Origin of the sequence: Marinomonas sp. ef1 (assembly GCF_002806845.1) — a bacterium.
Taxonomy (GTDB): domain Bacteria; phylum Pseudomonadota; class Gammaproteobacteria; order Pseudomonadales; family Marinomonadaceae; genus Marinomonas; species Marinomonas polaris.
The window spans coordinates 95,643-114,464 of record NZ_NHTT01000013.1 but is presented as its reverse complement, the minus strand read 5'-3'; the positions used below and the strand labels follow the sequence as shown (position 1 = coordinate 114,464).

The 18,822-nt window shown below is 41.7% G+C and carries 25 protein-coding genes; 6 read left to right on the top strand and 19 right to left on the bottom strand.

Annotation, left to right across the window (positions count from 1 at the left end; translation table 11 throughout):
• The 4 genes from CCS02_RS17500 to CCS02_RS17485 form a co-directional block, all read right to left on the bottom strand.
• Positions 1-740: helix-turn-helix domain-containing protein (locus CCS02_RS17500; RefSeq protein WP_100637304.1), on the bottom strand; the 740-nt coding region annotated here is incomplete at its 3' end.
• Positions 741-779: 39 nt separating this feature from the next.
• Positions 780-1,235 (bottom strand): carboxymuconolactone decarboxylase family protein, encoded by a 456-nt coding sequence (locus CCS02_RS17495; RefSeq protein WP_100637303.1) that lies wholly within the window; start codon positions 1,233-1,235, stop codon positions 780-782.
• Positions 1,236-1,395: 160 nt separating this feature from the next.
• A complete protein-coding gene (locus CCS02_RS17490; protein WP_232728904.1) occupies positions 1,396-2,715 on the bottom strand; it encodes a YjiH family protein in 1,320 nt (439 codons plus the stop codon).
• Between the two features lie 334 nt (positions 2,716-3,049).
• Positions 3,050-4,222, bottom strand: a complete 1,173-nt coding sequence (locus CCS02_RS17485) for a tRNA-queuosine alpha-mannosyltransferase domain-containing protein (RefSeq protein ID WP_100637301.1) — start codon at positions 4,220-4,222, stop codon at positions 3,050-3,052.
• Between the two features lie 141 nt (positions 4,223-4,363).
• On the opposite strand from CCS02_RS17485, the gene CCS02_RS17480 reads away from it, so the two are divergent.
• Positions 4,364-5,107 carry a dienelactone hydrolase family protein gene (locus CCS02_RS17480; RefSeq protein ID WP_100637300.1) on the top strand — a complete coding sequence of 248 codons (744 nt, stop codon included), beginning with the start codon at positions 4,364-4,366 and terminating at the stop codon, positions 5,105-5,107.
• 37 nt (positions 5,108-5,144) lie between these two features.
• Here the strand turns inward: CCS02_RS17480 and CCS02_RS17475 are convergent, their stop codons facing one another.
• A complete protein-coding gene (locus tag CCS02_RS17475) occupies positions 5,145-5,699 on the bottom strand; it encodes a YaeQ family protein (protein WP_012070169.1) in 555 nt (184 codons plus the stop codon).
• A gap of 453 nt (positions 5,700-6,152) precedes the next feature.
• Between CCS02_RS17475 and CCS02_RS17470 the strand changes: the two genes are divergently transcribed.
• On the top strand, positions 6,153-6,368 hold the full coding sequence (locus tag CCS02_RS17470) for a hypothetical protein (protein ID WP_100187990.1): 216 nt from the start codon (positions 6,153-6,155) through the stop codon (positions 6,366-6,368).
• 199 nt (positions 6,369-6,567) lie between these two features.
• Here the strand turns inward: CCS02_RS17470 and CCS02_RS17465 are convergent, their stop codons facing one another.
• The gene (locus tag CCS02_RS17465; RefSeq protein WP_072839777.1) at positions 6,568-7,026 is read right to left on the bottom strand and encodes a S24 family peptidase; all 459 of its coding nucleotides are present in this window, start codon (positions 7,024-7,026) and stop codon (positions 6,568-6,570) included.
• Positions 7,027-7,134: 108 nt separating this feature from the next.
• On the bottom strand, positions 7,135-7,332 hold the full coding sequence (locus CCS02_RS17460) for a helix-turn-helix domain-containing protein (RefSeq protein ID WP_100187991.1): 198 nt from the start codon (positions 7,330-7,332) through the stop codon (positions 7,135-7,137).
• An 83-nt stretch (positions 7,333-7,415) separates the two neighbouring features.
• Between CCS02_RS17460 and CCS02_RS17455 the strand changes: the two genes are divergently transcribed.
• Positions 7,416-8,066 (top strand): LexA family protein, encoded by a 651-nt coding sequence (locus CCS02_RS17455; RefSeq protein ID WP_100187992.1) that lies wholly within the window; start codon positions 7,416-7,418, stop codon positions 8,064-8,066.
• 135 nt (positions 8,067-8,201) lie between these two features.
• Positions 8,202-8,414: a carbon storage regulator CsrA gene (csrA, locus tag CCS02_RS17450; RefSeq protein WP_100637299.1), complete on the top strand. Its 213-nt coding sequence runs from the start codon at positions 8,202-8,204 to the stop codon at positions 8,412-8,414.
• A gap of 144 nt (positions 8,415-8,558) precedes the next feature.
• Here the strand turns inward: csrA and CCS02_RS17445 are convergent, their stop codons facing one another.
• Positions 8,559-9,194 carry an SDR family oxidoreductase gene (locus CCS02_RS17445; protein WP_100637298.1) on the bottom strand — a complete coding sequence of 212 codons (636 nt, stop codon included), beginning with the start codon at positions 9,192-9,194 and terminating at the stop codon, positions 8,559-8,561.
• A gap of 706 nt (positions 9,195-9,900) precedes the next feature.
• Between CCS02_RS17445 and CCS02_RS22305 the strand changes: the two genes are divergently transcribed.
• Positions 9,901-10,050: a hypothetical protein gene (locus CCS02_RS22305; protein ID WP_198515413.1), complete on the top strand. Its 150-nt coding sequence runs from the start codon at positions 9,901-9,903 to the stop codon at positions 10,048-10,050.
• A 167-nt stretch (positions 10,051-10,217) separates the two neighbouring features.
• Here CCS02_RS22305 and CCS02_RS17440 read toward each other — a convergent pair whose 3' ends face one another.
• The 3 genes from CCS02_RS17440 to CCS02_RS17430 form a co-directional block, all read right to left on the bottom strand.
• Positions 10,218-10,775, bottom strand: coding sequence for a hypothetical protein (locus CCS02_RS17440; protein WP_100637297.1), 558 nt, complete (start codon positions 10,773-10,775; stop codon positions 10,218-10,220).
• 142 nt (positions 10,776-10,917) lie between these two features.
• On the bottom strand, positions 10,918-11,505 hold the full coding sequence (locus CCS02_RS17435; RefSeq protein WP_100637296.1) for an antA/AntB antirepressor family protein: 588 nt from the start codon (positions 11,503-11,505) through the stop codon (positions 10,918-10,920).
• A 250-nt stretch (positions 11,506-11,755) separates the two neighbouring features.
• Positions 11,756-13,102, bottom strand: a complete 1,347-nt coding sequence (locus CCS02_RS17430; protein ID WP_100637295.1) for a hypothetical protein — start codon at positions 13,100-13,102, stop codon at positions 11,756-11,758.
• Between the two features lie 81 nt (positions 13,103-13,183).
• On the opposite strand from CCS02_RS17430, the gene CCS02_RS17425 reads away from it, so the two are divergent.
• Complete coding sequence (locus CCS02_RS17425; protein ID WP_100637294.1) at positions 13,184-13,708, top strand: hypothetical protein; 525 nt, start codon at positions 13,184-13,186, stop codon at positions 13,706-13,708.
• Between the two features lie 421 nt (positions 13,709-14,129).
• Here the strand turns inward: CCS02_RS17425 and CCS02_RS17415 are convergent, their stop codons facing one another.
• The 8 genes from CCS02_RS17415 to CCS02_RS17380 all read right to left on the bottom strand — a co-directional run bounded on the left by CCS02_RS17415 (position 14,130) and on the right by CCS02_RS17380 (position 18,668).
• Positions 14,130-14,390 (bottom strand): hypothetical protein, encoded by a 261-nt coding sequence (locus CCS02_RS17415; protein ID WP_100637293.1) that lies wholly within the window; start codon positions 14,388-14,390, stop codon positions 14,130-14,132.
• Between the two features lie 82 nt (positions 14,391-14,472).
• Positions 14,473-15,036, bottom strand: a complete 564-nt coding sequence (locus CCS02_RS17410; RefSeq protein WP_100637292.1) for a hypothetical protein — start codon at positions 15,034-15,036, stop codon at positions 14,473-14,475.
• 172 nt (positions 15,037-15,208) lie between these two features.
• Complete coding sequence (locus CCS02_RS17405; protein WP_232728903.1) at positions 15,209-16,183, bottom strand: contractile injection system protein, VgrG/Pvc8 family; 975 nt, start codon at positions 16,181-16,183, stop codon at positions 15,209-15,211.
• 32 nt (positions 16,184-16,215) lie between these two features.
• Positions 16,216-16,425, bottom strand: a complete 210-nt coding sequence (locus CCS02_RS17400) for a tail protein X (RefSeq protein ID WP_100637290.1) — start codon at positions 16,423-16,425, stop codon at positions 16,216-16,218.
• On the bottom strand, positions 16,409-16,801 hold the full coding sequence (locus tag CCS02_RS17395; RefSeq protein ID WP_024022801.1) for a phage tail protein: 393 nt from the start codon (positions 16,799-16,801) through the stop codon (positions 16,409-16,411). Before CCS02_RS17395 ends, CCS02_RS17400 begins: the two co-directional genes overlap by 17 nt.
• Before the next feature lie 263 nt (positions 16,802-17,064).
• Positions 17,065-17,502 carry a hypothetical protein gene (locus CCS02_RS17390; RefSeq protein WP_100637289.1) on the bottom strand — a complete coding sequence of 146 codons (438 nt, stop codon included), beginning with the start codon at positions 17,500-17,502 and terminating at the stop codon, positions 17,065-17,067.
• Positions 17,499-17,897: a hypothetical protein gene (locus tag CCS02_RS17385; protein WP_100637288.1), complete on the bottom strand. Its 399-nt coding sequence runs from the start codon at positions 17,895-17,897 to the stop codon at positions 17,499-17,501. Before CCS02_RS17385 ends, CCS02_RS17390 begins: the two co-directional genes overlap by 4 nt.
• Positions 17,898-18,065: 168 nt before the next feature.
• A complete protein-coding gene (locus CCS02_RS17380; protein WP_100637287.1) occupies positions 18,066-18,668 on the bottom strand; it encodes a Rha family transcriptional regulator in 603 nt (200 codons plus the stop codon).
• Positions 18,669-18,822 lie beyond the last annotated feature (154 nt).

Sequence of the window (18,822 nt, the reverse complement as noted above, 5' to 3'; positions counted from 1 at the left end):
GGCGTAATACCTGCGATTAATTGGCATTCACGCGTCATATGAGCTTGATCAGAAAAACCGTATTCGATAGCAAGCTCCGCTAGTAGGGTGTGATTTTTCCCTTCTTTTAAAGCCAGCAAAACAGCCCGCACTCTTCTCAATCGTTGGAAGTATTTTGGCGACATACTCAAGCGGTGCTGAAACTGGCGCTCTATTTGGCGCTGGCTAAGTGGAAGCACATCTAACAAATCAACTCGGGAAGATTGTTGTAACAACTCTACGGCTTTCCGCACAGGATCATGGATATCGATCATACTAGAAACCCTTTGGTAAAAAGCCTTATCCAATAAATCTATACGCTTTTGAGCATTCAAACAGTCTTTTAATTGCACCAATAAAGATTGAATAAATTCAGACGTTTGCAGTGGACCAGTCGTGTCTTCTTGTTTTGCCAATTTTGTCTGAAATAAGCGCCCCATTCCGGGCTGAAAACGCACCCCAATTAGATCTGTTCCAGATGATAAATGAATGAGATGAGCACGTTGATTAGTTGCTTGGAACATCACCTGATCTTGGAATTCTTGCTGATCGATCAGCACTGGCACTCCAAGATTAAACAAGATGCCACTACCGGCATCCGCAACCAAACGGCGAGTCACACCTTGCTGATTTATTGGAACCTGTGCCGACCAGATAGCTTGCAACCACAAAGCAAGATGCCCTTGAGGAAAATGGATATCAAACAACAAGGGCGATGACATGTTAATCCTCTAACTTACTGGTAAGCAGAAACAGCTTATTTAGCGAAAACTACCAACCTCAGGTTTAAAGACTTTTACAATTCGATTCCAACTAGAAATAGCATTTATAGCAATGGTCAAATAGGTTAATCCAGATTCCCCAAAATTGGCTAGCATTTCTTCGTAATGAGCATCATTAACTGAATGACCTGCAACAAGATGCTCCGCCCAAGCCAAGGCTTGACGTTCTTGATCTGAAAATAATGGAGAATCTTGCCATGCACTCAAAGCAATCATTCGTTCATACGTCTCGCCCATTTCTAATGCTTGCGTGCTATGCATATCCAAACAAAAGGCACATTGGTTAATCTGTGATACGCGAAGCTTCACTAGTTCTAAGATAGTCTTACCTAGGCTTGGTATCTGTGCAAATTGCTGGCCTAAGACTTCTTCTTGCTTAAGCAAAAGCTCAAACGCTTGTGGCGCAGCGGCATAATAGTTGATGCGTTTTAACATTTTGAGACCTCCAAAGAATAAATTTGAAGCTCAATCCTAACGACTGCAGGCCTGTATTAATTGAAGAAATTCGACATTTTGCAAGAAAGAATAAAACACACCAAATTGATGACATGGTGTCAATTTAGCGTGTTTTATTTCGCTTTTTTTAGTTAAGTATTTACTTAATAAATTGCTCCGCCCAAAACGCCACTGGCGAGGCTAGCAGAATTGTCAAAGCGACTCGCTGATACCAAACAATCAGCATTTGCTTAATGTTCAACGGAATCTCGGTCGACAAAATACAAGGAATCGACGCAGAGAAGAAAAGTATGGATGAGATCGACACCACGCCAACCACAAACTTAACAACAAATACGCTTTTCGCTGCTATCAAAGCTGGCAAGAACATTTCCGCCAAACCAGTAGCCGACGCGGTAGCAACCATCATTGGATCAGGCAATTGTGCGATCCACGCGAATGGGTAAAACAGGTAACCAATCCATTCAAACACTGGTGTGTATTTCGCCAATAACAAACCACACAAACCGACAGACATGATGGAAGGCAAAATACTCATTGCCATTAACATGCCTTCTTTGATGTTTTGCAGGATATTACGAGCAAGTGGATTTGCACTGCTCGCAACTTCAAGCCCTTCTAAGGCAGCCTGTTTAAAACGAGAATGCTGGAACTTTTCCACTTCACGACTTTCTGCTGTGTCATCCATTTTGCTAAGCGGGAAAAGTCGTACAGTGATTGCCGTTACCACAAAGGTAATCAACAAGGTTGCCCAGAAAAATACGTTCCAAACATCCATCAAACCCAATGTTTTCGCCACAATTACCATGAAAGTCGCTGACACAGTGGAAAAGCCAGTAGCAATAATCGCCGCTTCTTTCGCGGAATATTGACCAGACTTATAAACTCGGTTGGTAATCAACAAACCAATAGAATAACTGCCTACAAACGATGCAACCGCATCAATCGCAGACTTACCCGGCGTCTTAAACAACGGCTTCATAATCGGCTGTAAAAGCACACCTGCAAATTCAAGCAGCCCGTAACCAATTAAAAATGCGAGGAATACCGCACCAATAGGCACGATCAAACCAACAGGTACAACCAACTTACTGAACAAGAAAGGCAGCATGTCTTTCTCGAATAAGAAGGCTGGGCCAACAGAGAAAAATGCCATTACAGCAGTAACAACACCCAACACTTTAAAAATAGACAATACGGTTTGAGTTTTACTTGTACGCCAGTTACCCGAAATAAAAGGATAAGCACCACCGGCTAAGACTACCAAAATAGCGTAAACCTCGGCCATTTGACCGTAATCATTTCTAAGCCACGACACAATATGATCAAGCGGGATCGTTTCTTTTCCACCAATACTGATCGGAATGAAAAAGACAAAAATACCAATACAACTATAAGCAATGAGTTTAAGAAGAGACAACGGAGACACAACTCCGGACTTTGAATCTGTAGCATTCATATGAGGACTTCCTATGAGAACGTTATTAATCACAAGATAAATAGCAACATATATACCAACATGTATATACATATTAAAATATCGCAATAAAGCCTATTCACTTGAGATTAAGATAAGTTTGTTTTTATTTTTCAACGCTAACAGAGCAAATATCGCACAGAATAAGCGCAACATAAAGACTTATGCGCTATTTTGAGTCATATCAATCCAAAATAGATAGGCGTACTTATAGGAAAAAGAAATTTGAATAAGAGTAACCAAAGAAAGGTTGTCTATACATAGCATGAAAATTGCGCAACCAATATAGTTTTATCCTAACGCCATATCAGAACTCTTATAGACGAGTTGAACTACCCTTCTTTTCAACCAGTTCGTCATACTTCACCAGTAAATTTTTAGCTTGATACTGGCTCACATCCGGGGCTTTTACATCATTTGCAACAATATATTGAATCAAATCCACTGCGTTCTTTGCTTCTTGCGGTATGTTGTTTAGATCACTTTGATAAAGGTATTGTTTTTCGTTCCGGTCCTTTTCGTTGTGGTGCTTCCCGTTCTGATATTTGCCGAACAGCTCTGGGTAAACCTGCCGATTTGGTAACACTGGCACACAACCAAGAGTAACCGCCTCTAGTACCGCAAGACCTTGGAATTCATGTAAAGCGGTAGAGAGCACAATGCCTGATGATGAAAGAAAGCGCAGATAATCCGCTCGACTTGGTGCGAAACCGAACTGGCTAATACGATGGGAAAATTGGGCTTGAATCTGATTAAATTCTTTTGGCGTGGAACGAAATTGCTCGCCTAAAATGGCAATTTCGTAATCTAGTTTGCGATGTTCTAATTCTTCTAAAATAGCCAGCAGTCGATCTGGCCCTTTGTCGAATTCCCAACGTGCCGACCAAACTAACTTTATTCGCCCTGGTTGTGATTTCGAGTTCGTGCTTTCTTCTGCCGAAACCAAAGCCTCCATAGAAACAAGCATATCCAAAGGTACAGGAAGAACTTGAGATTTTGCTTCAGCGCCATTTAACCAATCTGGTGAGACATAATCAGGCAGTTTTTTTAACAAGGCGCGAGCACCAGCAAAGAACGAGGCTTTGTTAAATTGGCTGTTAAATACACACAAATCAGCCGCCAAGGCACTGTACAAAGTAACCATTTGCATTTCGATAAGACCTTGCTGTTTATCACTCGCAGGATAGGCAAATTGGTTTTCATGGAAATACAGCAACCAAGGTAGGTTTTGCAAATCAGGGCAAAAGGCTTTTAGACCAACACAATCCGTCATTGACGTGGCAATAACCAAGTCATAAGGCTTTTCCAGTATCGGCTTAAATTTCGGGTCAAAAGCAAAACTCATGGCATTACCACGAATCCGCCATGCAAAATGCCGAGCAGGCAAAGACAAATAACTCCAATCATGCTGACTTAAACCATTCATCAAGGTATTTGCCCAAGCTTTATGGCTGCTGGCTTCGTAGGCACTGATCAATAAAATTCGCACGGGTTCTTTCTACTCGTTGGTTAAATTTGGCTTTTGTCTATATTTGGGAACTTTTGGGTCTATTTGAGAGCTTTGTGGCTGGCTCATCATGATTGGGTCGAATATCATGTAGGAAAATTACAAATCACTTTAAGGAAAACCATGATCATTCAACGTCACGATCAAGATATTAACACGCCAACAGGCACTATGCGCTGCACCGTTTATCGTCCTCAGGCCGAAGGGCGCTTTCCTTGTATCTTTTTTTATTCTGAAATTTTCCAACAAACCGCACCGATTGCACGCTCTGCAGCCATAATGGCTGGCCATGGTTTTGTAGTTATTGTGCCAGAAGTGCTTCATGAACTTAATCCAATCGGCACAGTATTAGGCTATGACGATGAAGGCAAAGACAAAGGCAACGCAGACAAATTCACTAAAACACTAGAAGCTCATGACAGCGATACTGTAGCTATGCTCGAATATTTCGAACAGCAAGATTATTGCACTGGTCAATTTGGTTCCATGGGCGTTTGCTTGGGCGGTCATTTGGCTTATCGTGCAGCCTTAAACCCTCGTATTCAAGCATCTTTCTGCTTGTACGCTACTGATATTCATTCGAATACCATTCCTTGCGACGAAGGCAATGATTCTTTTACTCGCACGAAAGAAATTCAAGGGGAATTGACGATGGTATGGGGCAAACAAGATCCCCATGTATCAACAGAAGGACGTCAGAAGATTTATCAGCAATTGATCGATACTGACCGCCTATTCACTTGGCATGAATTCAACGGACAGCATGCTTTCATGCGCGACGGAGGCGATCGTTACGATCCAGCTCTCGCCTTAGAATGCTACAACAAAGCGGTGGCTTTGTTTCAACGTACTTTGCATAAAGCCTAGCTAAAAAAGCAAATCAATCGACCGAAACGAGGTGAGCTTATTGCTCGCCTCGCCACATTGGCGTCATTGCGCATTCGCCTAGCTCACCAGAGATCCACATTTCGCCATCTTGAATAGTGACGTTCAATTGCATAGATCGAGTACAGATCTTCGCCAACGCCTCAACTTGAGATTCGCGGAACTGCAAGACTCGCATGTTATCAAAACGACTATTTTTGCCTTTGTTTTGTTCCCACCAAATATCGGACTTATCGTTATAATTAACGACGATCACTTTCTGAGCTCGACCACAAGCTTTACGTAAACGCTTCTCGTCAGGCTGACCCAACTCTACCCAAAGCAGAATTTCGTCTGAGTAATTTTTCTGCCAAAGATCTGGTTCGTCTTCAGTACTAATGCCTTTGCTGAAACTTAATTGCTCGCCGCCTTCTTTCTCGTCAGCCAATAAAGCAAACGCCGCTAAACGCACCATCATGCGTTCTTCAGTTTCAGAAGGATGTAATGCCAAGGTCAATTCATAACTTTGGTAATGGTTTCGATCCATATCGGACACTTGAACCGATGCTTTATAAATTGTTGCTTTCGTCGCCATGGGGTCACTTACTACATTATTAACTACAAAAAAGGACAAGAAAATCGCGACGAATTGTACAGCAAAAAACACCGACAATACCGCTACAAACAAACTGTTTTTTTCACATCATGAAGGCATTGGTAATGTAAAAAAAATAAAAGATATATCAATATAAATGATTGACATAAGTCACAAAAAAAGGCTCAATAAAAAAGCTCGAAAAAGAGCAAAAATTACACAATGCATAACGCAACCAATAGAACACAAAGTTAAGGAGAAGCAAGATGACTACATATACGCTAAATCATTCTACTTCCCCTTTGGCTATTCGCATTAATAATCGAGTACGTAAAACTTTGTCCACGCGTTCAATGCCTGTGTAATACACCATTGACCGCGGAATTTACGCGGTCACCTCTGTAAGAAATCACCCCGTAAGTTCCGCCAAAACTATTATTTTGGAGAAAACTTATGAGTATCATCGCCCTATTCAACGCCGCTAAAGAATATTTTGAAGCTCGTCGCACCAACCAATTGTTTCGTCAGCTTGATGACCATTACTTAAAAGATATTGGTTTCTACCGCGATAACGGACACATTCGTCCATTAGCTGGTAACAAAGACTTAGAAAGTGATCTGAAAGGAAAAGCTCAAATACCACCAGGAGAACAACCGAGCGACGGATGACCAGACCGTCACCTTAGATGGCTCTAAGGTGACGGTAAAACACTAGGCCGGATGGCCACGACGCCTTTCATTATTAAGTAGTGAAAGGCGTTTTTTATTAACTAACATTATCTATTAGGCATAGAACTACTAGACATAGAACTATTAGAAGTAGAACTATTAGAAGTAGAACTAATAGATAGAGCTATCAAAAACGAAGTTATTCACCACGCTCTAATTGACGCACCACACTCGTTACAACACCAAATACTTCTAAACTAGATACTTCATTTTCAACAACTGGCGTAACTTTTTTTGCAGCGTAAGCTTTGTTCTTAGGACGAAGCAGCACGTCTGGTTTTAGTTCCAACGTCATTACCGCCATCTTTCCATGTTCAAATGCAATCACAATGTCTCCATGACGCGCAGTTAATGATCGGTCCACAACCAGTACATCACCTGTTTGAATATCTTCTCTTTCCATCGGCTCACCTTGAGCACGCACAAAAAAAGTTGCTGTAGGATTAGGAATACACAAAGCATTCAGATCCACAGACTTGTCTTCAGGCTGCTTACTGAGATCCGAAGGTTTCACTGGCTCAGAATAAAGTGGAATTCGAACACTGTTTGCCGCAATGAAAGCAGCCGACTCAGAAGTACCAAGATAAGAAACGCGCATAGTAAAAACACCCAAACTGTATATTCGTACAGTATGTTTTAAAGCACGCGAATAAACTAGCAAATTTTTGTAAAGACGAGAGATTAATCTCCTATAACAAACATCAAACTAGAGCTCATGATCCCTAAGCAAATCACTTTCACTGACCTCCCCTGCCGTAGCCAACGAGATACGCCGTATGTATTTCGCAGGTGAACGCTTATGGATATGTAACCAATTCCAGACATGCGCTTGTTTAACTCCTAAAATTTGCGCGAGTGCAGTTTGGCTTCCTACAATTTCGACTGCTTTTGCAATGGCTGACATATAACCTCCTTAACAACCTTTACTGTATTTGATGACAGTTTTTATTGTTTGTCAAATACAGATAAAGTTGTAATTATTCGCTTATGACTATTGCAGAACGCGTTAAACAAAAAAGAACAGACCTAAGACTGACCCAAGCCGAGTTAGCGAAGCTCGTTGGCATATCCCAACAGTCGCTGCAAAAAATTGAAGACGGCAGAACACAAAATCCACGTAGGCTACTCAATTTAGCTAAGGCATTACATTGTGATGCAGAATGGTTATTACTGGGAACAGCCAGTGAAGTAAGAGAAAGTGCTTCTAGCTACACCAATAACAACAGCTCTTCACAATCCTTAAAAACTAATTTAAGACCTATAATTACAACGCAACAAGCAGCTCAATGGCCGAATATTGCTGAATTAGACGAAAGAAAATTTGACTGGATAGAAACACCAGAATCCACATCGAAATCAGCATTTTGGCTAAATGTCATAGGAGACAGTATGATGTCACCTTCTGGCGCAAGCGTTCCCGAAGGTTACCTAATTCTGGTTGAACCTAGCTTAACAGCCAAGAATGGTGATTTGATCATCGCAAAAGTAGCAGACAGCAAAGACGTGACATTTAAAAAATTAGTCATCGACGCTGGCCGAACTTATCTAACACCACTCAACCCGAACTATAGACCAATTGAAGTCCCCAATGACCTAACAGTCATAGGTGTTGTCACCCAAGCCCGAATCTTGTTTTAGACCATTTACAACCCCCCTGCTTCATACTAACGTAACGTTTGGCCTATTAAACAAGAAAAGCACCTTAAGCTGTTGACACATTAACAACATAAATTGTATTTTAAAAGTGTCGACAACAACCAAAGGATAGGAATTATGCTAGTCATTACTCGACACCCCGGTGAAACCATTAATATCGGCGATGATACGGAAGTCACTGTATTAGGAGTACAAGGCACTCAAGTTCGCATCGGCATCAAAGCCCCGCAAAAAATAAGCGTTCATCGTGAAGAAATTTACAAACGTATTCAAGCAGAAAAACTACTGGAAACTTACAGCGAACAGTTCAAAGAAAACCAACCTGCTTAGCAATTTTATTTACTGAGAAGCTTAAATGCTCAATAAAGATCCAAATAAAAGCAACAAATACAAAAGAGCCCCAATGTCGTCTTCCAACTATTCGGAGTCACTTCACATTAGGGCTCTTTTGGCTATTCTAATAAGCCTACGCTGTTAGACAAGAACATTATCAACATCATAAGTACCACCAAACAGCTCGAATATCTTACCATTCAAGTCATCCTTGCTTAGGATAAATAAAACCGATTTAGCAACATCAGCACGCGGAATCGCCATTTCCTCTCTGCTATTTGGTCTTTTTATAGTGATTTTCCCTTGGCCTTCATCATTCGTTAATGGGCCAGGACGAACAATAGTAAAAGGTACACCTGACGCCATCAAATATTGATCTGCCATATGTTTAGCAACCAAATAAGGCTTGATATCTGACTCTATTGCCTCAGGATCATCAGCACCAATACTGCTCACCATAATAAACTGCTTAACATTGGCTGCTTTTGCATAATCCACGGCTTTCTTAGCTGCCCATAAATCAATCAACAAGGTCTTATCAGCACCTGTTGAACCACCAGAGCCAGCAGCAAAAATCACATTATCAATACCATCAAAAGCCTGACTAAAGTCACCCTCTAAATCCGCTTCCATGATCTCAAGCTCGCCGCCCTTAATGTGATCCAGCTTACTTTTGTTACGCACCAGAGCACGAACAGGCTCACCGGTTTCTGCCAGCGTCTTCGTGACCAACTGACCGATTTGACCACTTGCGCCAATAATTAGTGTCTTATTCATAACTTGCCTCCTTTAACGTTTTAAGGAGCGAAACGCGTAAACAAACGCGTAAACAAACGCGTAAACAAACGCGTAAACAAACGCGTATCACTTCTAAAGTCTTACTACCACTATAAGGACATGAGACAAGGATAAAACCCCATAAGCACAGTTTGCATATTTAATGGATATTAGATGTTTATTCTTGGGAAAAAATGGAGCTGGGGGAAAGCGAGGTTCTGTTGATCCATTTTTTGCCTCATCGGCTTTTGACCCTATCGTGCCATCGCGGCCCAACCGCCGTCGCTTACCTAACCTGAACTTCACTAAATTAAAAAACTAGATGGCCTTGTCTCTTAGATATCTTGTAATTTTATGACATAATGTCTGTACTATGTCGCAGGGAGTCATTTCCCTATGTCGCGACGCTTTTTTGAATTAATTCGATAGTAGAAGCATGTCACTAGATAACGGGGTAACCCAAATAAACCCAAGCAATAAGCTTGATCGTCGATTTTCCATCGCACCAATGATGGATTGGACAAACCTTAAAGAAACTCTTTAATTTTCAATAAATTACATACCCTATCTTTTCGTTTTAGCATTTTTTTAGCATTCCATAAAAATTTCTTCTCTGTTTTGTAGCATTTCGATACAAAATACCCTTGTGTTATGTAATGATTAATCACGTCCGAGGAATGGACGAATTCAACGTCAAGGAGACAATATGGAACACTTACAACAACTTCTCACCGATCTAGAATGCATTTCCCTTGCTGATATCTCAGCTATTCCAGAAGCCAATCAGCACATCGTAGCGGAGCGTTTAGAGCAGTTACAAGATGAGCTTAAAGAGGCTTTAGCTGCGTCAGTCTGAAGGGTCGAAAAATCGCGCAGAGAAATTACAAGGGAACCGAAATATGTTTATTGATTATCCAGAATTTGTGGACGAGATATAGACGAATAAGTTCTCATAAGAAACACTGACTGTACAAAAAGCCCATACTATTGAGCTTTTTGTACTAGGGCTCATTTGTATTGGTTCTATTTATGAACCAAAGGATTTGTTTTTCGAATAAATTCTTCACCTACCAACATCGCTTTATGCTCAAAAACAATGCCTTCATCATAAAGCGAAAAACCAAAACCAAATAATTCACCGGCACTCTCTCCGCCAATCACGTCTCTAATTACTGTTGCGTCAAAAAACAAACCGCTGTCTAACAACAGCCAACAATGCACCTTTTGAGCTTTATTGGTAATTCCTTCACTTAACTGAGATTCTAGATCTGCAATATCACAATCCATATAGGGAACTCCATTTACAAGAACATCTCCAAAAACCAACTCAGAATGGTACCCGTAAAGTGCAAAAGCTTTTTTTAACTCACAATGGGCATACAGGCAGGCACCTGGCACATTGTCATAGTTTAAGAGAGGATTAACCATATCAACGATTCGATATAAATTATCTAAAATGGATTCATCAAACTCTTTATAAGGGAGATATGAAGGCGAAAGCCCAAGTTCATTTGATTTTATATATGAAGCTTCAAGTCTATCCGCATGCTCCTGATACTTTTCCCTAAGTTGTTCAAACATAGCGTCCCTCTAAATTAATTAACATAAATAGTTACTTATAATGATGGCTACTACCATCAACTTAAGTTAATGAAATTAACGCCAAAAGCATTTAAAAACAACAACTAAAGCCCATATTAGTGGGCTTTTTTGTGCCTGTCGTTTAAAAGTCTGTGAAGTTGCGTTGGGCGAGATCTTTGACACGGGTGATGTTGTCGTTTACCCAGTCTGGTGTGCGTAGTTGGGCGATTTGGGTTTGGTACATGCGGACGGCTTGGATTAGGTCGACGAGTTCCTTAGAGGGGATGACGACAGGGTTGCTTTCCAGTTTCATGGCTTTGACCATATCGTTGAGGACTTGGTACTTTTCTGTTTCTTGGAAGCTGGTTTTGTCGGTTGTTGTGGCGGGAAGGTATTTTTGCTCGTGGAGTTGTTTTTCGCAGTCGATGAAGTAGCGGCGGGCTTGTTTGCCCTTGTCATTCAGTTCGACCATGGCCAGTTCTTTTGCCATATCTAGGGTGACGAAATACTCTTTCGTTGCGCCACGATTCCCGCTCCCCCGTTTGGGGGACTGGGAAATAAAAGTGTAATCTACGCCAAATTCAAAGCCATACCGTTTAATACGAGCATTAATCCAAGTATTGAAATCGCGGCCTAGTTCAAGAAAGGTGTGAAGATCACGGGCGTTTACGGTATCGAGGGGTTGCTCGTTGATAGAGCGAGTGTGAAGCGGAATCAGTTGCATAGCCATGTTTGGCCTCCTACGGTCAAAATTTTGACCACCAAAACAAGGTATCAATCTTATTAAGGTGGTGAGTCTAAATTCAGGTTGATACTACCGCCCGTAGGAACGGCCTAGCCGAAGCTAGCCCAAACAAAGACCCACCATAACGGCGGATTCCAGCCACAAAAAAACACGCGGTGCGTGTTTTAGGCCGCTACGGTTAGAACGGGGTATCAATCCCGGCACTGGATTTTGCCAGTGCAAGAAGAATGTTAGATCAAGATTCGAGTGGGGTCAATGGGATTGATTTACGCATATCACTTAATTTTTTAAGCATCACTGTTGCATAATCGATTTGACTTTTATTGTATTTTATTTTCGTATCGATATCCTGAATGTTATTTTTAGCGCTAACAAAATATTTAGCTAGTAACTCAACCCCCCCTTTGTAGGAATAAACATCTCTAATGGGTAAATAGTCATAAAAAATTTTCGTCTGCCCCGTCTTAACACAAGAATCAAATTCAGATAATTCAATTTCATTCATTTCGGTTAGAGAGAGTTCCGATATTTCCTCCATAAAGTTTCTTCTAATATCTAATTTATTATTCATTACAAGCAAATCTTTTTTAACAAAATTTATTATACTGCTACAATCATCCTCAAACCTTACCAATAACTTTATCAATGAATTATTATAAAAACCATTTTTTTTAGATTTAATTTTACACAAGAAAGATATAAAAAAATAAAATATACCCTGATCATGAATTAAGCTAAAATCGCCACGTATAGCATTATAGAATTTATCAATATCAATATCACTAAAGAATTCTTCTTTTTCAAAAATCGAATCATAAAAAACATTTTCCTGAGATTTTATTGAATATTTGTAAGTAAGAAGAATAAGACAATTAAAATCTGCCAAACTTAAATAGTCTTTAAAAACATCAACATAAAAATCTTTCAACCCATTTGATTCCAGCAGTTCTTTATTTTTAACAACAAGACTAAATATACGAACAAAACCACAATAATAGATTTTATAAAAAGATCTTCTACTCTCCTCCTCTTTAATAAAGGCCTTTACATTAAAGCCATCTGTATAGAACTTATTAACATATTCAAACCCGTTAAAAGAAACCTCTCCCTTATTCTCTTCGCTAATTTTCAATTCATATAAACTAATTATTGATCGGTGGTTATCTATCATTTTAAAAAAAGTAGTTTCAAATTGCTGCAACTGAATAGATTGAAACTGAGAATTCATGACTTCTTTTTGTCCTGCAAGCTCATCACCTTGCCGCTTGTACTCCTTCCTTGCGAGCTCCAGCTCTTCCATCTGTGCTTTCAAGGTTTTGTTCTGCATGACGATGGTGACGATCAAACCAGCAAAAGCTAGCCCCGAAAACAGTGATGATAAGATACCGAAGCTATCGCCAAGGGAAGCAGCTTTACTAACGCTCCATTCACTTATTGGCCAAGATACATAGACGAGGAAGCCCAAATAGCCTAAAACGAAAGTCACTATAAAACCAAAAGATAGCCAAATAACGAGCTTGAATGATTCTTTCGGCTTTTCATCGGTAGTTTCTGTAGGAGCTTTGTTTTTTTCTGTTGTCATTGATTCTTCCTTGAAGGGAGGTTGTAATGCGTTTAGCATATCACTTTACTATCCATTAAAAGAAGCTAAGGACAAGCTTTTATGACTAGCAAAATCAGATTAAAAAAAAACAGAAAAAAAACAGCCTATCCTAACTACTTCTCTGAATTATTTGCCATCATTGCAACATCGTTAATTCCATTTATTATATTCTGGAGAATGGACTATCTTGAAAAGTTCATAAAATCAATTAAAGAAACCATATTCCAAGAAATTACATTACTCTACTCACTTACAATTTTAATATTATTAATTGCTTTTTATCTATATAGAAATCACATTTCCATGAGTGATTTCGATGAAAAAATAAACTATCAAAATAGGGAAAAGCCAATACTAACAGCATTATTTGAAGCAGCTTTAATGGGTCAGGCAGTCTATAGAACATTCGCAGGATTAATTATATTTTCAGCACTTTATATTTTGATTAGCGAATGGAATTTTAACAACATAAAACTCAAATCTTTTTTAATTTTATATGGAGTTCTTATGATTTTCCCAAGCCTATTTTTTACGATAACCTTAAACTATCTAAAACAAAATTTACTTCGTACTAGAGTTTTTTAGTCATTGAGTTTTATATTCAACATCCTTCAAATCACTTCACTTGTCACTACACCTATACCCTGCTTTGTTGTAGCCTCTTGCGGTGACTTTGTCGATGGACCAGTTGCCTTTTATTTCCGGTGGGAAGGTGTCGTTTAGGGTGAGGATGCCTTCTGCGACGAGTTTGGGGTTGCCCGTATCTAGTCAATAAGAGCGTCTAGGGTGACGCTGGAGCCTTGGCGTTGGCTTTTGATGAGGTCGTCTTGGCAGGCTTGTTGGGCGGTGGTTGGGTTGTCGTAGCTTTGGCGTAGTCTTTTGGGGTCGATGAAGATTCAGTGCTATTTTTCATCTGACCCCAAATTCACGGAAGCATTAAGTCAGGTATAGACTTACTTGGCTACTGCAATGACTCTGCGACACCTTGGATCCTTTAAAAGCTCGCTCACTGAAACTGCGTCTGAGCTTTCTGCTTCCGACAAAACACCATAAAGTGAGCCAAGCCCTTCAATTCACATTCGGTAAACTGACATACCCGCTCAGCACTTTTCGGATGAAAGAGATCATCACAAAAACCGCAGAATAACTCCGACACAACTTTCGGGTGAGGCACATATTTTTCGTACGCGAGCTGCTCAGAAGCCAGCGAAAGCAGCCTAACTTGATCTATTATAGCCTGACGTATCGCCATTTCACCCCACTGCATAACGCCTTGCTAAGCGGAAAATAGTGGTTGGCTATAATCTCGAAGCGATGGGCAATTGTTATTTTTCCGTTTGAGCAACTTATTAGCTGTTTCCAATAGTTATATTATGAGTGATTTTTTGTTTTTCCTCTAATAACAATTTTTTAGCTTTAGCTTCTGCTTTAAGCTTTGCATCTATTTTTTCTGAATTAGACGTTATAAAGTTAAGAATTGTGTTATTGAAAATATATGATAAAGTCACAAAGATGAGGTTAAGCAATAAAACGGAATAATAATATGAATTACTTACAATACTCCAATCCCCCTGAATCGTTGAAATACCATTAAATGCAAAAAATATACTGTAAAAAGTATAAAACATTAAGAGAGAATTAAAGAACGCCTTTAGAAACTCTCTTTTGATGATTGTGGAGGAATTATTTTCCATAGCCTTTTCTGGATCTAAAAGCTTTCGATACCGTAAAAATATTCTTAATACTAAGACCTCTATGGCCATTAACGTTAATAATTGAATTTCAGTGTGATTAACAGTTAAAATCTTCATTAAAGCTAAAGCGATAAAGCCTAAAAGCCCTCCTCCAATAAAAGTTAGAGATGATTTCCGGAAAGCCTTTATTAGCTCTTTATCAACATCTGTCAAATGCATGTTTATAATACTCCTAATTAATGAAACAGCTAACGGCTTAATCGTACGCATGCGCGTTTACAAATTCCTCAAAGCACATAACTTCGATGCAATGAATTCTTATTCATTGATACTAAAAGACTTTCTTATTTAGTACCAGTACAAAGCGCACACATTTTCCAATCCCCCAATATCAAACCACTTCACTCGCAACAACAGTACAACGATACCCTGCTTTGCTGTCGCCGCGTGCGGTGACTTTGTCGATGGACCAGTTGCCTTTCATTTCGGGTGGGAAGGTGTCGTTTAGGGTGAGGATGCCTTCTGCGACGAGTTTGGGGTTGCCTGGTAAGTCGAGGGTGACGCTGGTGCCTTGGCGTTGGCTTTTGATCAGGTCGTCTTGGCAGGCTTGTTGGGCGGTGGTTGGGTTGTCGTAGCTTTGGCGTAGTTTTTTGTACGGTGCGGTGCCGACGTGTACGGTGTGTTCTTCCCCTGTGTTGTTGTTTGTCCAGTTGGCTTTAACGCCGGTGATGGCGCTTCGGCTGGGTCGGTCGAGTTGGCAGTTGATGAATTGGCCTTCGCTTGGTTTATTCTGGCTTGGAACACCGATGACGACGGGCGGGATGGCTTGCCCTGTGATGGTTTTCACTTGGCCGCGTTTGGCGAGCACGTACAGATCGTTGACGGGTTTGGCGATGGCGTCCCGTTCCCGTGCGATGCGGGTTAAGAAGGCGCTGTCGGTTTCGTCGGTTTGGTCCATGTGCTCGAGGACGACGCTTTCAAACTCTTTGGCCACCCGTGGGCTGAATCCGTGGGGCGTGACGACTTGGCGGAACAGATCGGCAAGGCTGACGTTTTCGAAGGTGCGTGTGCGGCGCTCTTTAAAGCCGGTCTTGTCTTCTACCTGAAACGGCGCGGCGGTGGCGACGATGGTGACGCTGGGCGGAAACAGTTTCGGCACGATGCGGGTAATTTTGAACTGGCCTTTGTCGATCAGGTTGTCGCCGTAGCCTTCTTGCCACGTGAGCACCGCGCCCTCTTTCGGCAAGCCTGTTTGCCCTGTGGTGTCGATGTGCAAGGTGAGTTGGTCGCTTTGTGTGCCTGCGGCGTCGATGCGCTCCCACGAGGTCAGGCGATTGTTAATGATGCGCTCGCCTGCTCCGCTCACGCGCACTCTTGGCAAGTAGTTGGATGGATTGTCTAGTCCCATAGGTTGGTTACCGTCTCGGCTGCTTTGTTTGGCAAGGTGGGGATGTCAATAACAACGCCAGCGGGAAGCACTGGCCCGTAGGCTTCTAAGCCAGGGTTGAGTTCGAACAAGGCTTCTTCCGCTTGGTCGTCGTTGCGTTTTAGGGCGATCCACAGAATGTTGGAAATGGTGTCGCCGTCGCGGCTACGGATGGTTGTCATTGGCGTACTCTTCTAGCTCTAGGGTGAAGGCGAGGACGAAGGCGGTGCCGTCGTCGATGATCTTGTCTTGCTTCTCTTGCAAGCGTTTGATCGTCCATTGGCCTAAGTTATTGCCGTAGCCATCGGCCAGCACCAACGGCGCTCGCTGGTTTTGTAAGGCGCGTAAGGCGTTGAGATTCGCCATGCCATCGCCTTGAAACCACGTGCCTGTGACCGTGATGTTCTCCAACTGTTGGCCCGTGTTTTGACTCATCGGCTTTTGACCGTATCGCGCCACCGCGACCCAACCACCGTCGCTAGTGCGCTGCAAACCCTCGTATGGCGTGCCTTCGCTCAGCGAAAACACAAAACCACCGAGCGACATCATCTGACGCATGATTACTCCTTAAATAAAACTGGAAAGAAAGAAACGAAAAAGCCCATCAGGGATGGGCTTGGGGGTGTTTGGTTTGGTTTTAGAGGTTAAGGGGTGTTTTTTAACTGAACATAAATTTCTTCTGAAAATCAACGACTCTGACACTTGAATCTCATCACGTTGAATTCTTCTTGCCTCTACTTAGACTCCTTGAACATAACGCAGAGCGCCGGTGGTCTTTTTAGAGCTAAGTGGAGAAAAGACCATCCGCGTGACGCGTATTGTTAACCACCATTGCTATCGGCTTGTTTCTTCTCATTGAGCAAACCGCCGAAATAAAAGCCTACCACTGTCAAAAAGGACGCTTTTAGGAACTCTGGCACTTCCTTTTCAGTGACAAGAAGGTATGCTGAAACACCAATTAAAATCACGGCAAGCCAGCCCGTAATATTAAAAATTGTTTTTATCCATCCCCATTTGTCAGCATGCTTGCCAACAGCCGCATCCATTTGCTGTATCAACTGACTTTCCTTTTCAGCATGATTTTCATATCTACTTGTGAACACTACCCAGACGGATAGGCTAGCTCCATCATCTTGGTAATTTACTTTGGACACGAATCCATCCAAAAAACTATCCTGACTTATAACTTTGTGGCTGGCACTTCTGGGCTTCGACCGCTTTACGATCTCAACCGATTTTTTTCTGGAATCTTGGTTCACTCCTTTACCTCCAGACCAGCACGCCTCATGTATTCATCTAAGGTACCCAACTGATCAACAATTTGGGCAAATCGATATTGCTGGCGTGTAATGGTTAGTGTCTTTCGGTCAGGTAGTGGCAAGGTGGCCCTGTGACCATCGACAGAAACCATAAATATCTCTTTTACAAACGATGTTCCATAGAATATCTCATAAATCTCACGATATGCAGTTGGATCAGGATGTCTGGTAGCCCAATCCTCACCAGAGAATCTATCGGCGTCGTAATCAATGTCTGCTCTTTCGATGCGGATATTCAGGTCGTTTTTGTAAGTGTATATGCCCCTTTCATCGCTGAAGATCCAGTCATTTTTTTGGGATTTATCGATAATAGACATCAGTTCATCGTACGTCATAAGGACTCCAGAATTCTCATTGAAGACTAACTTGGCTAACAATTAATAGTTCGCATGCACGTTTAAGTTTCACTGATACTAAAAGACTTTCTCGTTTCCTACCAGTCTAAACAACAACTAAAGCCCACTTTCGTAGGCTTGCTTTTGTTTGCTGGAAAGGCTTACCACTTAGAAGTCTACGAAGTTGCGTTGGGCGAAGTCTTTGACGCGGGTGATGTTGTCGTTTATCCAGTCTGGTGTTTGGAGTCGTGCTATTTGTTGTTGGTACATGCGGATGGCTTGCACCATTTCGACGACTTCTTTAGATGGAAGGACAACGGGGTCGCTTTGTATCTGCATGGATTTGACGATGCTGTTGAGCAACTGGTACTTGTCGGTTTCTGCGACCGCGTTACTGTCGGTGGTCGCGGGAAGGTGTTTTTGCTCGTGGAGCTGTTTTTCCATTTGGTTGAAGGCGTTGATGTAGGCTTCTTTGAACTGGGCGGCTTTGGTGCCGGTGAAGCCCATGGCCAAGAAGACGAAGCCGTCGCGGGTGATGCGATACGCTTTTTCTTGGCGTGTTTTGCCTAACCCTATTTCTACTTCATTCTCCATCACCTCAAAATTGAGGGCATGGAATTCTGCGCTGCATTCAAGGCTTTCTATCTTGCGTAAAAGGTTGTCGTGGCGCTTATGAAAGCACTTGGCAAGATCAGTTGAGGTGGTTGTGATTTGATCGTTGGTGATTTGTACAACGGGTGCGTCGATGCTTGAGATAATGTCCATAGCCATGTTTGGCCTCCTGTGTATGAAGTTGACCACCTCGTGAGGTTCGAATCTCAGTAAGGTGGTGGATCTAAATCAGGTTCGAACTACCGCCACAGGAACGGCCAACCCGAAGGTTGCCCAACAAAGACCCACCATAACAGGCAAATCTCGGCCACAA

Bases quoted from the DNA above. Each gene is read 5' to 3' on its own strand.
- CCS02_RS17495 (WP_100637303.1), bottom strand. From the start codon at position 1,235: ATGTTAAAACGCATCAACTATTATGCCGCTGCGCCACAAGCGTTTGAG.
- CCS02_RS17490 (WP_232728904.1), bottom strand. From the start codon at position 2,715: ATGAATGCTACAGATTCAAAGTCCGGAGTTGTGTCTCCGTTGTCTCTT.
- CCS02_RS17480 (WP_100637300.1), top strand. From the start codon at position 4,364: ATGATCATTCAACGTCACGATCAAGATATTAACACGCCAACAGGCACT.
- CCS02_RS17475 (WP_012070169.1), bottom strand. From the start codon at position 5,699: ATGGCGACGAAAGCAACAATTTATAAAGCATCGGTTCAAGTGTCCGAT.
- CCS02_RS17470 (WP_100187990.1), top strand. From the start codon at position 6,153: ATGAGTATCATCGCCCTATTCAACGCCGCTAAAGAATATTTTGAAGCT.
- CCS02_RS17465 (WP_072839777.1), bottom strand. From the start codon at position 7,026: ATGCGCGTTTCTTATCTTGGTACTTCTGAGTCGGCTGCTTTCATTGCG.
- CCS02_RS17460 (WP_100187991.1), bottom strand. From the start codon at position 7,332: ATGTCAGCCATTGCAAAAGCAGTCGAAATTGTAGGAAGCCAAACTGCA.
- CCS02_RS17455 (WP_100187992.1), top strand. From the start codon at position 7,416: ATGACTATTGCAGAACGCGTTAAACAAAAAAGAACAGACCTAAGACTG.
- csrA (WP_100637299.1), top strand. From the start codon at position 8,202: ATGCTAGTCATTACTCGACACCCCGGTGAAACCATTAATATCGGCGAT.
- CCS02_RS17445 (WP_100637298.1), bottom strand. From the start codon at position 9,194: ATGAATAAGACACTAATTATTGGCGCAAGTGGTCAAATCGGTCAGTTG.
- CCS02_RS22305 (WP_198515413.1), top strand. From the start codon at position 9,901: ATGGAACACTTACAACAACTTCTCACCGATCTAGAATGCATTTCCCTT.
- CCS02_RS17440 (WP_100637297.1), bottom strand. From the start codon at position 10,775: ATGTTTGAACAACTTAGGGAAAAGTATCAGGAGCATGCGGATAGACTT.
- CCS02_RS17435 (WP_100637296.1), bottom strand. From the start codon at position 11,505: ATGGCTATGCAACTGATTCCGCTTCACACTCGCTCTATCAACGAGCAA.
- CCS02_RS17430 (WP_100637295.1), bottom strand. From the start codon at position 13,102: ATGACAACAGAAAAAAACAAAGCTCCTACAGAAACTACCGATGAAAAG.
- CCS02_RS17425 (WP_100637294.1), top strand. From the start codon at position 13,184: ATGACTAGCAAAATCAGATTAAAAAAAAACAGAAAAAAAACAGCCTAT.
- CCS02_RS17415 (WP_100637293.1), bottom strand. From the start codon at position 14,390: ATGCAGTGGGGTGAAATGGCGATACGTCAGGCTATAATAGATCAAGTT.
- CCS02_RS17410 (WP_100637292.1), bottom strand. From the start codon at position 15,036: ATGCATTTGACAGATGTTGATAAAGAGCTAATAAAGGCTTTCCGGAAA.
- CCS02_RS17400 (WP_100637290.1), bottom strand. From the start codon at position 16,425: ATGACAACCATCCGTAGCCGCGACGGCGACACCATTTCCAACATTCTG.
- CCS02_RS17395 (WP_024022801.1), bottom strand. From the start codon at position 16,801: ATGCGTCAGATGATGTCGCTCGGTGGTTTTGTGTTTTCGCTGAGCGAA.
- CCS02_RS17385 (WP_100637288.1), bottom strand. From the start codon at position 17,897: ATGACGTACGATGAACTGATGTCTATTATCGATAAATCCCAAAAAAAT.
- CCS02_RS17380 (WP_100637287.1), bottom strand. From the start codon at position 18,668: ATGGCTATGGACATTATCTCAAGCATCGACGCACCCGTTGTACAAATC.